The sequence below is a fragment of the Leminorella richardii genome (assembly GCF_900478135.1).
Lineage (GTDB): Bacteria > Pseudomonadota > Gammaproteobacteria > Enterobacterales > Enterobacteriaceae > Leminorella > Leminorella richardii.
The window spans coordinates 3,676,791-3,691,644 of the sequence record NZ_LS483470.1 but is presented as its reverse complement, the minus strand read 5'-3'; the positions used below and the strand labels follow the sequence as shown (position 1 = coordinate 3,691,644).

Here is a 14,854-nt window from a genome sequence, read left to right as displayed (position 1 = left end):
GATTCAGTGCGGCAGAAGTCTTTTATATCAGCGTATGATAGGGGGTGATAAGCGTCAGGTGAAAGGGAGTATGTGAATGATTCATGGATTGTGCAGCCGCTAGTCCGTCAACGTTGGCGAAGGGGAGAGTATGCCGAGCGCTGACGGAATTTGCCGTAACCGATGTCAGGAACCTGAGGGATGGTAAGACACGCAGAAACTAAATTCGAGTAAACATCGTTCTTCTGGAGTTTAAAAAACTCTCATGCATCTTATTTCGCCAAGGCGTGGACGCCGCCGCCCGCCACTGTGCATTTCCATGCGTTTCTCGGGTTTCTAGGTCGTAACACGTAAAATAGCGAGGCGATCCGTTCGACTTATAGCGGCGTGCCTGCTGGGTGCCTGGGATTGCGGCCAGCAAAGGTAAATGCTCTTTATCAAACCATTGGTTGAACTCATGCTCGGCGTGATCGAGGATATCGGTTTCCGCTACATAGTGCCACTTCTGCGCCAGCCCTAGCTCGGCGCTGCCAAGAGCATTGATGCGAAGCAGTGAGCGGATCCTTACGGGCGTATGCTGGTTCGGCGTTCCCCCAATCAGTCCACGAATTAGCGTTTCCTCACTTAACGCGATCTCACCTTGACGCGCGCTATTGCCGATTGCTGCGTATACCCAGGTCTCTTCTCGATCCACCGCCGTGACGATATCCAACGGTATAGTGATGACGCGATTTCGAGCGGCTTGGGCGTCATCGGCAGTCCAGCGAATGCCTGGAAGTTCTACGAGTAAAACGCTGTCTAGTTCATCGTCGGTTGGTGTTTTATTCAATTAATGTTCCATCCCAAAATGTAGGTATCCAAAGAGGCCGCCAAATGAAAGGATTTCTTTTTCTTTATGGAAGGCGGGCCGGAAAGTTTAGCGCAGGCAAAGACGCTCTTATCAAATAGTGCTCCCCTATCCCTTTTCCCGCAATGCCTCTAACAGCAAAGAAAAGCTCTCTTCTATCAGCGGCGGCAGCGCCTGTGGCCCGCGCATGAGCGCTACGGTGCGCATCAGTGCGGGCTGTTGCAGTTGTGCGAGTTTTAACGTGGGATCCTGTAAGTGGGTAGTGTATAGCTCCGGTAAAATCGCCACCGCCAGCCGTGAACGCACCAAGCCATAGAGGGTTTCGATATAGTCCACCTGATAGCGCGTATTCAGCGTTAAGCGATGGCTTTCCGCCAGCGCCGTGACCAAGCGCCGGATATTTCCTTTCGAGAACACCGCAATGTCGCGCCCCGCCAGCTGCTTCCACGGCAGGTGCGACCTGTCGGCCAGCGGATCGTCACGGTGCAGCACGGCAACGAAGGGATCTTCCCGCAGCGGATAAACCTGTAGTTCTGGGGGCAGGGAGCTGTCGATAGCGCCGATGCCGAAGTCAATTTTCCCGTTTTGCAGCCCGCGGATAAGATCATCGTTAGTCTGGTCGTGAAACTCTATTCTCAGGCGTGGAAAGGCCTGTGTCAGGGTCTGAGGTAACAGGGGAAATAGCAAAGAGCTGACCGAAGGGACTAGGCCGATACGTACCGTCCCGTCGCCGCCGGCTTCGACGATTTGCCGCATATCCTGAAACGCCATCTGAGCGACGCTCAGTACGCGCTGGGCGTGCGGTAAAATTGCTGCGCCCAGCTCGGTTAGCGTGACGGCAGAGGCGGTGCGATTAACCAGCTTACCTCCCAGCACGGTTTCTATTTGCCGCAGGGCGCTGCTCAGCGCCGGCTGGCTGATTGCCAGATGACTAGCGGTATCGGTGAAATGGCGCAGCTGCGCCAGCGTCACGAAGTATTGTAGCTGCTTAAGGGAGAGCGCGGGCAGGCGCTGCCAGGGTTCGGTCATATCGTTGTCCGCTAACGGTTATCACGCAGAATAACCCGAGCTTATCGGGCGATAAATTTTATCATCTAGGCAAACGTTTGCTATGCCTCTAGAGTGTCCACCATTATCCTTGTGTGAGAGTTGTTATGTCCAGCAGTGTTGAAACTCGCCGCCGCGCTGTGCTGGCTGCGCGCGGTGAATCCTCCTTTGATCTGTTACTGACTGACGCGCGTGTCGTCGATATGGTTACCGGCGAAATCCGCGATGCTGATGTGGGTATAGTTGGCGAGATGATTGCCAGTGTTCACCCGCGACATAGCCGCACCGATGCGAGTGAAAGCCATTCCCTAAAGGGCGCTTATTTGTCGCCGGGGCTAATGGATACCCACGTTCATCTTGAAAGTTCGCATTTACCGCCTGAACGCTATGCGGAAATCGTCCTCACTCAGGGTACGACCGCCGTTTTTTGGGATCCCCATGAGCTGGCTAATGTGTTGGGGGTTGAAGGCGTACGCTACGCGGTTGCCGCTAGCCGAGATTTACCGCTACAGGTGATGGTGGCTGCCCCCTCCAGCGTGCCGTCCACTCCGGGACTGGAGATGTCCGGCGCGGACTTTGCTGGGGCCGAAATGGAAACCATGCTGGCGTGGCCAGAAGTGTGCGGCGTCGCTGAAGTGATGGATATGCACGGCGTGCTGCACGGCAGCGATCGGATGCAGGAAATCCTCCAGGCAGGCCTCGACAGCGGAAAGCTGATTGAAGGCCACGCCCGCGGGCTGAGCGGGGCGGATTTACAGGCCTATCTTGCTGCCGGAGTGACCTCCGACCATGAGCTGACCTCTGCGGAGGACGCGCTGGAAAAGCTGCGCGCTGGGCTGACGCTGGAAATTCGCGGTTCACATCCGTACCTGCTGCCGGACATCGTTAATGCGCTGAAAACGCTGCCGCACCTCTCTTCGCAAATTACTGTCTGTACCGACGATGTGCCGCCGGACATGCTGCTGGAAAAAGGCGGCATTATCGCTCTGCTTAACCTGCTGATTGAACACGGACTCTCGGCGACTGATGTGCTGCGTTTCGCGACGCTTAACGCGGCGATCCGCCTCCAGCGTAACGACCTTGGACTGATTGCCGCCGGGCGCCGTGCGGATCTGGTGGTCTTTGACTCTTTGGAAAATCTAAAGGCGCGTGAAGTGTTTGTCGCTGGGAAGCTGATTGCCCGCGATGGCGCTCTGCTGCAGCCCATCGCTGCTGCTGCGGGGGTTAAACCACCGCGCGACACCCTGCAAGTTGCGCCGCTTAGCGCTGACGATTTTGTTCTACGCGTGGCGGGGATTAACCACGGTGTTGCTCGCCTACGGCACATTCGCGGCGCGCGCTTTACCCAGTGGGGAGAGATCGAGGTGCAGGTTCGTGACGGAGAAGTCCAACTGCCTGACGGTTTCAGCCTGATTTGGGTTAAACACCGCCACGGTCGACACGAGGCGGCTCCGCAAATTTCCCTGCTGGAAGGCTGGGGAGAACTGCGCGGCGCAATTGCCACCAGCTATTCTCACGACTCGCATAACCTGGTGGTGCTGGGGCGCGATGCGCAAGACATGGCGCTAGCGGCTAACCGGCTTATCGCTTCCGGCGGCGGTATGGCGCTGTCGCAGCAGGGCAACATTCTGGCTCACGTGGCCATGCCGATTGCCGGCATGCTGTCAGACCTGCCTGCGCCAGAGCTGGCTAAGCAATTCCGCGAGCTTCGCGACTTAAGCGCCAAAGTGGCCGACTGGGAGCCGCCGTACCGGGTATTCAAGGCGATTGAAGGCACCTGCCTTGCCTGCAACGCTGGGCCGCATTTGACCGATTTGGGTTTGACCGATGGCACCACTCGCCAAATTGTCGACCCGCTGATTGACTGCCGGGAAACCCCGGAATATCACAACAATAATCATCAGGGAGCTTGAGCATGGCCGATAATACCCTTCACGCATCAACATCCACGCAGGGAAGCTGGCTGGAGCGCCGCTTTGCCCTGTACTCTCGCGGTAGCTCGGTGCGCACGGAGTGCCTCGCAGGTATTACCGGCTTTCTCGCCGCTGCCTATCTGCTGGTAGTTATCCCTGGCCTGCTGGCGGTCGGCGGGATGGATAAGGGCGCGGCGACTACCGGTACTATTTTGGTGTTTGTCGGCGGCACGCTGCTGATGGCGTTCTATGCCAACCTGCCGTTTATCGTCGGGCCGGGCATCGGTGGTTCGGTGCTGGTGGGCGTAACGCTGGCGGGCAGTGAAGGCATCGGCTGGCAGGTCGGCCTCGGCATTGCCTGCTGGTCCGGGGTGTTATTCTTTCTGCTGACCAAATTCGGCCTGCGCGAAGTGGTCACCCGCTCGGTGCCGCAGTCCATCAAGCTGGGGCTGACGGCCTCTATCGGCCTGTTTGTCGCCGTGCTTGGCTTTCGCAACGCCGGGCTGGTGCTGGCGAACGCCAAAACCAACGCGCTGATGCTGGGGGACTTCCTCTCTCCCGGCGCGCTGGTGGCGCTGTGTGGCCTGTTCCTTGCCATTGCTTTGCAGGCGCGTAAGATCCCCGGCTCCATTCTGTGGGCGATTCTGTTTGCGACTCTGATCGGTATTCCTATGGGCGTGACCAAGCTGCCGGGCAGCTTTATCGATATGCCCCATTCTTTGACGCCGGTTTTTGCACAGATAGACATGATTGGCGCGCTGAACATCGCCTTCCTGCCGTTTCTGTTTGTCTTTTTCGCCTCGGAGTTCTTTTCCACTATGGGCACCACGCTGGCGGTAGGCGGCGAGGCGGGCCTGTTGGATGAAGAAGGCAATATGCCGAACATCAACCGTCCGTTTGTGGTTGACTCGATTGCGGCGGCGATTGGCCCGTGGCTTGGCATTCCGGCCGCTACCGCGCTGATTGAATCCTCGGCGGCAGCCGAAGCGGGCGGTAAAACCGGCTTAACGGCGCTGTCGGCGGCGGTGATGTTCCTGCTGATGCTGCTGTTTACTCCGGTGGCGCTGATGATCCCGAAAGAGGCCACCGCTCCGGCGCTGATCCTTATCGGCCTGAATATGTTCAGCGGCCTGCGCAAAGTGGATTTGGGGAATTTCACTGACGGGCTGCCGGTGCTGATGATGGTGATGATCACCCTGATTGCTAACAGCTTCGGCACCGGTATCGCCGGAGGTCTGCTGTTCTATATCGTGATTAAAGCCATTGCCGGCAAGTGGAAAGAAATCCCGCTGGGCCTGTGGATACTTGCCGTTCCGCTGGTTTACTATTTTGCGACGCTGGTGAAGCATTAAGAACGATATTGAGACTAGAGGCGCCTGTTTGTACAGGCGCTTTTAAATAACGTTATAAAATCGCTGGCTGAATGAATCAGAACGCTAACAGTCTCTACCGCAGCCGATTGATATTACAATCAATCTGGGACTGGATGTAGTCAAGCGTATTGTGGGTGATTCCCCCCGGAAGTATGGCTCTGGCCTTTTTGGTGAACCCAGCGGCGACATCAGATATTCGCTCAACGATCTGACTTACTTCAGGCTCTGAAAGTTCGGCTTCTTGTGTACCCAGTTTGACTATCTGCTCACGGCTGATATTGAGCGCTTCTCCCATCACGTCCATTTGATGATATCCGCCGGGGCCGTCGCAATATGTAACATCAAAGGCGGGAGCCAGCGCCCATTCACCGCTTGAAGACATAATATACGCAAAGTTTTTAGGGTGGTCGTCCCGGTTATTGAAGATCACGTTAAAAACGACACGTTCAAAGGCGCGTATTTTCTCACTCACGTCATTGGTACATATCTGCGTTGCTCGTAAAAAGCTGGTGTAGTCCAGCGATCCGGCAATCTGATAATCTGCGCCAGTGAAAGCGGCAAGACTTTGCATCGGAACCCGCATACCCAGATGCCTATCAAACCTTTTTGTCGCGAATGCCGATAGTCCATTAGGCAGTTCAAAATATTCGGTTTCCGAAGTAGGAATGCCGCATTCACGCAGGCAGTGAGCATATATCATTTCAATGGCGCAAACTTCGGGGTGCTCCTGTCTGGCTGGGAACTTGATTAGCCATGGTTCCTGGCCTGCGATTGATGAGGTAGTGAAACGACTGCTTGCTATATCGCGATACAGCAGCGCCTTTGGGCGTGCGCCCTGCGGGGATCCTCCCATTTGAAGAAGCCTGTATAAGAATTTTCCCCCTTCACCATCAAGAAATTCCTGCACTTCAGAAGCGAGCTGACTAATCGGAATATCTTCTGTTACAGGTAGCGTCTCCGGCTGGGCGGGGACAAACGTCATGGCTCCCATTGCATTGCTGCCAATATACGTCAGTCTATCCAGAGGGCTAATGCGGGCGATATTCAATCCGCGCTGTTTGAATAGCCGATCCATCAGCAGCATTCCCCAGCCATCAGGTAGGGAATCATAAACCGGTCCGGGCAGCCCCATCTGATGTGTTGGGAAATCTCGGCGTAGCCGCTGACCTTCTAACGGCAAAGTTAGGGCAGAAAGCTCAAGATCTTTCTCAATTGCAGTCTGGCTATATTCAAACAGAATCAGAGGCCGTCCGGTTAAAGCCGTTGTGCTTGCAAGGGTTCCCCAGAGCCAATGTTCACCCCATCCTTCGTAGTAAACGTCGACACTATTTATCATGCGGGTTCCTCTTTTTTATACGCTGGCGACTTACATTCTTTTCATAACGACGAAGGTCGTCGAGGCTCTCTAGCTTTGGTTTGAATAACGCTTCCAGCTCTTTGCTACGGCCCAAGACCATCGCCACTCTTACGAGACTTTCAAAACTAATGTTTCGGCCCGATTCCAGATTGGAAACGGTATTGACGCCCACACCTGCTCTGACTGCCACATCAGACTGAGTCATCTGTAGAGTGATGCGTTCCTTACGTAAACGCTCACACAGAAGTTTGACTATTTCACTGGGCTTCTTGATTGATAAATCCATAATAATGGTGTTTATAATGAAATTTTTAAGATAACTCCTATTATTATAGATTTATATGCGTTGGATATAAAGATCATCCTTGAGCGCTGAGTGTGTAAGCTTCCCCTTTGATGCTAACTGCTTCCTAGGAGGAGACCTATAGATATAGATACTTTGATAGAAAAAGAAATGCAGAGTCTGGAAATGGATCGCAAAACGTGGGAAATAGAAAAATAAAATGACCGCCAAGGCACGAGCCTACAGCGGTCAGAGTACCCATTTTTGAGCTACATGGGGGTAACTTCAAACCCCCTGACACAAATACTTCATCTCCAAATACTCATCAATGCCGTGCGCGGAGCCTTCGCGACCGAGGCCGGACTGCTTGACGCCGCCGAACGGGGCGACTTCGTTGGAAATCAGCCCGGTATTGATGCCCACCATGCCGTATTCCAGCGCCTCGCCCACGCGCCACAGGCGGGCGGCGTTTTGGCTGTAAAAGTAGGCCGCCAGACCGTAGATGGTGTCGTTTGCCAGCTTGACGGATTCCTCTTCGTCGTCAAACACCACCAGCGGGGCGACGGGGCCAAAGATTTCTTCCTCCAGCACGCGAGAGCCGGGGCGCACGTTGCCGAGTACCGTCGGCACCATAAAGTTGCCGCCCAGCGGGTGGGGAGTATTACCCGTCAGCACGTGAGCGCCTCGGGAGACGGCGTCTGCTACCAGCTCGTTCACTTTTTCTACCGCACTGGCGTTAATCAACGGCCCGATATCAACGCCCTCGTGCAGGCCGTTGCCAACGTTGAGCTCTCGCACTCTTTGCGTGAAAAGGCCGGTAAATTTTGGATAGATGCCGCGCTGGATGTAAAAGCGGTTGGCGCATACGCAGGTTTGCCCGCCGTTGCGAAACTTGGCGGCAATGGCGCCTTCTACCGCCGCCTCGAGATCCGCGTCGTCAAAGACGATAAACGGCGCGTTGCCGCCCAGTTCAAGAGATAGCTTTTTTACGCTGTCGGCGCACTGGCGCATCAGCAGCCGTCCGACTTCTGTTGAGCCGGTAAAGGTCAGCTTGCGTACTTCCGGGTGCGTTGTCAGCACACCGCCGATGGGGCCAGAACGCCCGGTTATTACGTTGATGACGCCCGCAGGGATGCCGGCGCGAGAGGCCAGTTCCGCCATTGCCAGCGCCGAGAAGGGCGTTTCGGAGGCGGGGCGAATAACCATGGTGCAGCCCGCCGCCAGCGCGGGCGCGGCCTTGCGGGTAATCATGGCGGAAGGGAAGTTCCACGGCGTAATGGCGGCACACACGCCGACCGGCTGTTTTATGACCATGAGCCGACGATCCGGTGACGGAGAGGGGATGACTTCGCCATTCGTGCGCTTGGCCTGCTCCGCAAACCACTCAATAAACGAGGCGGCGTAGCGGATCTCGCCTTCCGCTTCGGCCAGCGGCTTTCCCTGCTCCAGCGTCATTATCATAGCGAGGTCTTTGCTGTGGGCTAACATCAGCTCAAACCAGTCTCGCAGCAGGGCGGCACGACGCTGAGCGGGCAGCGCTCGCCAACCGATCAGAGCCAGCCTAGCGGCTTCAACGGCCAGCAGCGTGTCGTTTTCATCCATATCGGGAACCTGACCGAGCCGTTCGCCGGTAGCTGGATTGGTGACGTCGAGGCTTTTTTGGCTCGCGGCAGAAAGCCAGATGCCGTTGATAAACGCGTGCTGTTTAAACAGCGCAGGATCGCTTAACTGCATGAAAAGACCTCCGTTTGAAATTAAGGCTATTCGCTAACAGTGGTCCAGATTGCTGACAAAGGTCTTGAATTAAAGTCAGCGGAATCAAACGGCGGGAGAGTCTTCCGTTGGGGCCGACTTGGCGTAAGCCAACGAAGTGCCCGTAGGAAGGCTATGCCCGCCGCTCTCTGGGCTCAAATACAGGCGCTCTTCCGGCCGAGCACGATGGTGATATAAGTATGTTGTATTTTCGGCCGGAATATCCTCTGAAGTTGATTTAATGGATTTGTCATCACTCTCAGATTATCCACTAAGAATAGCCCATCCCAATCCGACGGCGCTGTGAGCCCTATAACAGCTCGGCGATCGCTTTGCCAACGTCCTGAGTGGAGGCTTTTCCTCCAAGGTCGCGAGTTTTGGGGCCGCTGGCAATGGTCTGCTCGATGGCGTGGAGAATGCCATCGTGGGCGGCGCGGTAGCGTTCGTCGCCGTCGCCAAGGAAGTCCAGCATCATAGCGCCGGTCCAGACAGTGGCTATGGGGTTGGCGATGTTCTGGCCGTAGATGTCAGGCGCTGAACCGTGTACCGGTTCAAACATCGACGGGAAGTTACGCTCCGGGTTGATGTTGGCCGACGGCGCGATGCCGATGGTACCCGCGCAGGCCGGGCCGAGGTCGGAAAGGATGTCGCCGAACAGGTTGGAGGCCACTACCACGTCAAAGCGCTCCGGGTTCAGCACAAAGCGGGCGCAGAGAATATCGATGTGCTGTTTGTCCCAGCGGATCTCCGGATAGTTTTTCGCCATCAGCGCCAGACGCTCGTCCCAGTAGGGCATGCTGATCGCCATGCCGTTGGACTTGGTGGCCGAGGTCAGAAGCTTTCTCGGGCGAGTTTGCGCCAGTTCAAAGGCGAACTTCAGAATGCGGTCGACGCCGTGGCGGCTGAAGATGGATTCCTGCACCACAAATTCGCGGTCAGTGCCTTCAAACATGCGGCCGCCGAGGGAGGAATACTCCCCTTCGGTGTTCTCTCGCACCACGTAGAAATCGATGTCGCCGGGCTTTTTATTCGCCAGCGGGCAGGGCACGCCGGGGAACAGCCGAACCGGCCTGAGGTTGACGTACTGATCGAACTCGCGTCGAAACTTCAGCAGCGAGCCCCAGAGAGAAATATGGTCCGGCACCCGATCTGGCCAGCCGACTGCGCCGAAGTAGATGGCGTCGAACGGCTTTAAGATCTCAAACCAGTCGTCCGGCATCATCTTCTGGTGCTGCTCGTAGTAGTCGCAGCTGGCCCACTCAAAGGTCTCGAAAGAGAGGTCGAGATCCCAACGTTTGGCTGCCGCTTGCAGTACGCGGATGCCCTCCGGTAACACTTCTTTGCCGATACCGTCGCCGGGAATGGCGGCAATTCTGTACGTTTTTCTCATCGGGCGCCTCGCTTTCCTGACAGCGTCAGGACTGTTTTAGGTCAGAGATTAAACCACCTTTGCGGCGGTGGGCCGGCGTAGGTGGATGACGATGTCCCCGGTATTAGCAGTAAAAGTAAGGCTGCCGGGGAAAGAACAGAAATCAGAATAAACAGGCCAGCGGCGGGAAACAGGCTGAGCCCGATGTCGTTAATCCGTCTGACGTTGGCGCTAATGCAGTTGAACAGGAGCATAATGGCGAACAGAAACTGTCCGTCGATGTCAGAGGAGAGGCTGATGGCGGCCGCGGAGATAAAGTAGGCGGCGAGCGTACCGACAACGGTTTGTGCCAGATAGCCGCTGCGACAGAGGCGTGTATTAAAACGCCAGAACTGCCAGAACCGACTGGGCTTTTTGTTCGCCCCTGAGCGGGTATTTCTCAGACGCGCTTCTTGAAGTAACAGCTTTGCCGCCAGACGTAGCGTGATGTCCTCTTTTTCATTAAGCATGCAGTCAGACAGCACTTTTTGTCGTTCAGGAGGCATTGAATAGCCTTCGTTTTTACGCAGCGCGACGGTTTCGTTTAGCAAAATCAGCAGCGTCGGGTGGCGAACGTTTTGCGCAAACGCATAGGGCTTGAGCCCAATCAGCGCGTCGCGCATGGCGGTTTCCTGCTCTTTGTTCAGATCCAGCTCTTGCATGATCTTGGTAAAGCGCTCAACCGGGCTATTGTGGCCACAGTAGGCGCAGGCCGCGTAGAACACCAGCTGGTGATAGTTGTTCGATCGCCAGATGCGATCGCGCCACGTGGCGCTGCTGAGGTAGAAGTGGTCAGCCGAGTAGGACGTCGTTGTTTGATCGTTGGCGAGATACTGCTCCGGCGTAATGGGCAGGCGCGTCCATGAGTGATATTCCAGAATGTTAGACAGATTAAGACCGTCGCGGTACTGATCAATCAACGATACTTTGTCATCGCTGAGCGTTGATACTCGGTGCCACAGCACGTACAGCGGGTGATCTGCCTCAACGGTAAGATCGCGCACGCGGTGCAGCATCGGCAGTGCTTCAGCCGGCGTTTCCAACAGCAATACCAGCGCATAGCGTTTACGAGCCCACTCCCAGTCGTATTCATTCTGATTACGAGCGGGCAGCGGTTTGCTGTTACTCAGGGTAATGAAGCTGATCCAATCAGTTACGATGTCTAGGTTTCCACCAAACGCCTCGCTTTCCGTCAGCTTTCTTAACTGAGATTCACTCAGCCAAGGGCAGCGGCGTATCCAGCTCAACGCCTGTAGGAAAGCGTCACCCTCCTTGTCGGCAAACAGCTCAGGTACTGGTTCTGAGGCTTCGCTAAACAGCCACTGGGTAAAAGCGGCAATGACATTCGATGTTTGCAGCCAGCTTCGGTTTTCTTCTGCCTGACGCTGAAGCTCGCGGAGGATAAACGCGTCCAGCGGGCTGTCAGGGAGTGGTTCATCAATAATCTGCTGTAGCAGAGCTTCGTCGCCAAGGTGCAGCATCGCAGCGTGGCGATACAGGCGCAGCAGCGGATCGCTGCCGTTTTCGGCGATAAGGTGGCGCAAAATAGCAGTCTGAGGGCTTTCGGTTGTTCGCCAAAGAACGTAGTCGGCAGCGACTGGCGGCAAATTGAGTAAAGAGGCTTCACTCCAGCGCAGCAGTGTTTTGCCCGTTTGTACACGGGTCAGATAGCTTTGCGCCGGTGAGTCGGCAGTAATGCTCTGCGGGCTGGGGTATTGGGGGCGATCCAGTGCCTGTATCAGCAGAGGCAGCCTTTCCGGCGCAAATTCCTGACTCCAGGAAAGCAGCCAAGCCTCTGAACCTGCGTGGCTTTCCATGTCGTGCAGGCGGATCCAGAACGGCAGAGCTCGCTCGTTGTGACCACACAGGGCGCACTGCGAGGCATAAAGCCAGAGCCAGTCAATATCTTCTGGATTGTTGGTCATCTGCCGCAGGCTATAGGCCATTAACCCTTCGTCGGCAATTCCGGCATGGGTGTACCAGCGACAGCGAAGCAGCATCAGCTCGGGTGAGTCCGGCCAGTATACGGCGTGGTGCTGATCCAGATAGGCGCTGAGCATCCACGTTGGTCGCTCCCAGAACAGATAGTGAATGGTTTCGATATGGCTGACGATCGCATCTTGAGCTGCCAGAGGCAGGCTCGACAGCTGCGTCATGTCAAAGAAGTCGTCTTTATCCAGAAAGTTGAGATAACGCTCGACGAGTTCCATCCGCTCGCCGGACAGCTCACTAAGGCGCTGCTTCCAGCGCAGCCGCTCGGAGAGCAGGCGCGCGCAGGTTTTAGAAATATTCTCGGCGTCCTCCAATACGTCCAGCAGCGGCCAGCACAGCTGATTGACAACGCTGATAGAGTGGCTATCCAGATGTTGGATAAACTCGTGCCACGCCAGCGGCTCATAGCGCTTTTCCGGCGCTTGAAGCAGTTGGCTAAGGGCTTCCAGCACGCTATCGATTTCAGAAGGTTGCTTATTGGATGCGGAACCTGCCTGAGTTTCACCGTTTTCTTTGTCTTGATCTTGAGCGAGATCTTTTAGCGACGTAGGCGTCTCGACACGTACGGACACGGGCTTAAAAGCGGCCTGCGCGTTTTTATTGGCCTCTTCATAAGCCAATCGGAGGTTTTTGAATCCCTCAGGATCTTTTTCTGGATGGTGCTCCGGCAGCTTTTTGCGGTAGGCGTCGCGAATAGCATCTCTGTCGTCAGTTGGCTCAATGCCCAAAATTTCCCAGCAGTTCAGACTCATTGCCAATCGACCTCCGCCAGAGAATCAGGCTTTTCCATGTCTATCTGTTCCATATCAATATCCCAGGGAAGACGCTGATAGGGGCTGTCTTCTCCGCCCAGAAGCCGATTGCATACGTTCACATTGCTGGCCTGTAGCCCTTGATTGTTGAGAGCACAGGGCTTAAGCGTAGGGTCTTCTTCTCTCAGCGACAGCCAGTAAGAGCGACCGATGATAAAGCCTGACGCGTAGGTCTGCCAGTTTGCGTAGTAGTGGCGCGCGCGACGGGCAATGCGGCTTTGAAACCACAGGCTTTCCTCTTCGGTCAGCCAGCCGTTAAGGACACCAATGCGGCATAAAAAGCCCATTCGGCTAAGATCCCAAGCGCGGATACCTCCGTCGCCACACACCATGGCGGTGCTGGCAATAAATTCCAGCAGAGGTCGACGCGCAGCTTCCTGATGGAGACAGTATTCTTTCCAGCGACTGGGCGTTAGGCGGTGCCACAGGTAGTAGGGGGAAGACAGATTCTCGGCATGACCGTCGTCAACCATGCGGGTAACGGTATCGATAAGGGCGGATTTGGAGTCAATATCCCAGCTGTCCGTAAGATCTACTTTTTTACTGTTAGGATATAAGTTAGGGGCAGTATAGGTAGCGCCGTAGTCCAGATTCATCGCCGCCATCGGTGCCGAAAGGGCAAACAGCCAGTGTTGGTGTAGTTGGTCCATCAATTCGCAACTCTGAGGATGAAGATTATTTTTTGGATACTACTACAGAACAAAGGGTGAACAAAGTCGGGGCGAAAAATGTGTTGTCAATGATGACGTATACTGTTATCACATAGGCCTCGCGCGTTTCTGGTGCGGCTATCCTAAAGAAAATCACTCGCTTTTCCTCTTCTATTACCTATATGGGGGCTCGCCTGGTGCCATATTCAACAACCACGCAAAAGGCAGGGATGCATAAAGCGGTCACTCAGCGTCGGCTGCTGACCATTGCCGGACTAGGATGGATGTTTGATGCTCTTGACGTCGGCCTGCTGTCGTTTTTACTCGCCGCGCTCAAGCAGGACTGGGGATTAACCGCTCAGCAGCTGGGGTGGATAGGCAGCGTTAACTCTATCGGCATGGCGGTGGGCGCCTTTGTGTTTGGCGTGATGGCCGATAAAACCGGGCGAAAGTCGGCCTTTATTGTGACGCTGCTGCTGTTTTCTGTCGGCAGCGGCCTGACTGCGCTGGTGTCCACGCTGGGTGCGCTGTTAGCGCTGCGCTTTGTGATCGGCATGGGGCTAGGCGGTGAATTACCGGTGGCGTCAACGCTGGTGTCTGAAAGCGTTGCATCTCACGAGCGGGGGCGCGTTGTTGTACTGCTTGAGAGCTTTTGGGCCTTTGGCTGGCTGGCGGCGGCGCTGATTGCCTACTTTGTTATTCCTGACTATGGCTGGCGTGCGGCGATGCTGCTCAGTGCGCTGCCCGCGTTTTACGCTATCTATCTGCGGCTGCACCTGCCGGATTCGCCGCGCTATGTCGAAATGGCCGCTGAAAAACGGCGCCCGTCCATTCTGGACAACGTGAGGGCGGTGTGGTCCACGGACTACCGACGCGCCACCGTGATGCTGTGGATCCTCTGGTTCTGTGTGGTGTTTTCTTACTACGGCATGTTCCTGTGGCTGCCGAGTGTGGTGATGCTTAAAGGCTTTAGTCTGGTGAAAAGCTTCCAGTACGTGCTCATCATGACGCTGGCGCAGCTGCCCGGCTACTTTACCGCCGCCTGGCTGATTGAGCGCGTTGGCCGCAAGTTTGTGCTGGCGGTCTATCTGACCGGGACGGCTGTCTGCGCGTATTTCTTTGGCGCGGCCGACTCCGTGGCCCTGTTACTCACGTTTGGCATGCTGCTGTCGTTCTTTAACCTTGGCGCCTGGGGTGCGCTGTACGCCTATACTCCAGAGCAGTATCCAACGGCAATTCGCGCTACCGGCACCGGTATGGCGGCTTCCATAGGCCGAGTGGGCGGGATTCTTGGGCCACTGATGGTGGGCTATTTGGTAGCGGTAAACGCTTCTATTTCGCTGATTTTCAGCCTGTTCTGTATCTCAATTCTTATTGCAGTGCTGGCAGTGATTTGGCTTGGGAAAGAGACGCGGCGAACGGAGCTGATGCCCTAGCGTTT

Annotated in this window: 11 protein-coding genes; 3 read left to right on the top strand and 8 right to left on the bottom strand. The window is 55.6% G+C overall.

Annotated elements, in window-relative coordinates:
- Nucleotides 1-199 precede the first annotated feature (199 nt).
- Both DQM29_RS16730 and DQM29_RS16725 read right to left on the bottom strand, forming a co-directional pair.
- The gene (locus DQM29_RS16730; protein ID WP_111741725.1) at nucleotides 200-808 is read right to left on the bottom strand and encodes a DUF4286 family protein; all 609 of its coding nucleotides are present in this window, start codon (nucleotides 806-808) and stop codon (nucleotides 200-202) included.
- Nucleotides 809-934: 126 nt separating this feature from the next.
- Complete coding sequence (locus tag DQM29_RS16725) at nucleotides 935-1,855, bottom strand: LysR family transcriptional regulator (protein ID WP_111741724.1); 921 nt, start codon at nucleotides 1,853-1,855, stop codon at nucleotides 935-937.
- A 125-nt stretch (nucleotides 1,856-1,980) separates the two neighbouring features.
- On the opposite strand from DQM29_RS16725, the gene DQM29_RS16720 reads away from it, so the two are divergent.
- Both DQM29_RS16720 and DQM29_RS16715 read left to right on the top strand, forming a co-directional pair.
- Nucleotides 1,981-3,786: an adenine deaminase gene (locus tag DQM29_RS16720; protein ID WP_111741723.1), complete on the top strand. Its 1,806-nt coding sequence runs from the start codon at nucleotides 1,981-1,983 to the stop codon at nucleotides 3,784-3,786.
- 2 nt (nucleotides 3,787-3,788) lie between these two features.
- A complete protein-coding gene (locus DQM29_RS16715) occupies nucleotides 3,789-5,138 on the top strand; it encodes an NCS2 family permease (RefSeq protein ID WP_111741722.1) in 1,350 nt (449 codons plus the stop codon).
- Nucleotides 5,139-5,232: 94 nt separating this feature from the next.
- Here the strand turns inward: DQM29_RS16715 and DQM29_RS16710 are convergent, their stop codons facing one another.
- The 6 genes from DQM29_RS16710 to DQM29_RS16685 form a co-directional block, all read right to left on the bottom strand.
- Nucleotides 5,233-6,495: a type II toxin-antitoxin system HipA family toxin gene (locus DQM29_RS16710; RefSeq protein WP_111741721.1), complete on the bottom strand. Its 1,263-nt coding sequence runs from the start codon at nucleotides 6,493-6,495 to the stop codon at nucleotides 5,233-5,235.
- Nucleotides 6,485-6,802 (bottom strand): helix-turn-helix domain-containing protein, encoded by a 318-nt coding sequence (locus DQM29_RS16705; RefSeq protein WP_111741720.1) that lies wholly within the window; start codon nucleotides 6,800-6,802, stop codon nucleotides 6,485-6,487. The genes DQM29_RS16710 and DQM29_RS16705 overlap by 11 nt, the downstream gene beginning before the upstream one ends.
- Nucleotides 6,803-7,084: 282 nt before the next feature.
- Entirely contained in the window at nucleotides 7,085-8,533 is a 1,449-nt protein-coding gene (locus DQM29_RS16700) for an NAD-dependent succinate-semialdehyde dehydrogenase (RefSeq protein WP_111741719.1), read from the bottom strand.
- A 328-nt stretch (nucleotides 8,534-8,861) separates the two neighbouring features.
- Nucleotides 8,862-9,941: a tartrate dehydrogenase gene (locus DQM29_RS16695; protein ID WP_111741718.1), complete on the bottom strand. Its 1,080-nt coding sequence runs from the start codon at nucleotides 9,939-9,941 to the stop codon at nucleotides 8,862-8,864.
- 41 nt (nucleotides 9,942-9,982) lie between these two features.
- On the bottom strand, nucleotides 9,983-12,703 hold the full coding sequence (locus DQM29_RS16690) for a hypothetical protein (RefSeq protein WP_111741717.1): 2,721 nt from the start codon (nucleotides 12,701-12,703) through the stop codon (nucleotides 9,983-9,985).
- The gene (locus DQM29_RS16685) at nucleotides 12,700-13,413 is read right to left on the bottom strand and encodes a DUF1266 domain-containing protein (protein WP_111741716.1); all 714 of its coding nucleotides are present in this window, start codon (nucleotides 13,411-13,413) and stop codon (nucleotides 12,700-12,702) included. The genes DQM29_RS16690 and DQM29_RS16685 overlap by 4 nt, the downstream gene beginning before the upstream one ends.
- A gap of 230 nt (nucleotides 13,414-13,643) precedes the next feature.
- On the opposite strand from DQM29_RS16685, the gene DQM29_RS16680 reads away from it, so the two are divergent.
- Nucleotides 13,644-14,849 (top strand): MFS transporter, encoded by a 1,206-nt coding sequence (locus DQM29_RS16680; RefSeq protein WP_170126594.1) that lies wholly within the window; start codon nucleotides 13,644-13,646, stop codon nucleotides 14,847-14,849.
- Nucleotides 14,850-14,854: the final 5 nt, after the last annotated feature.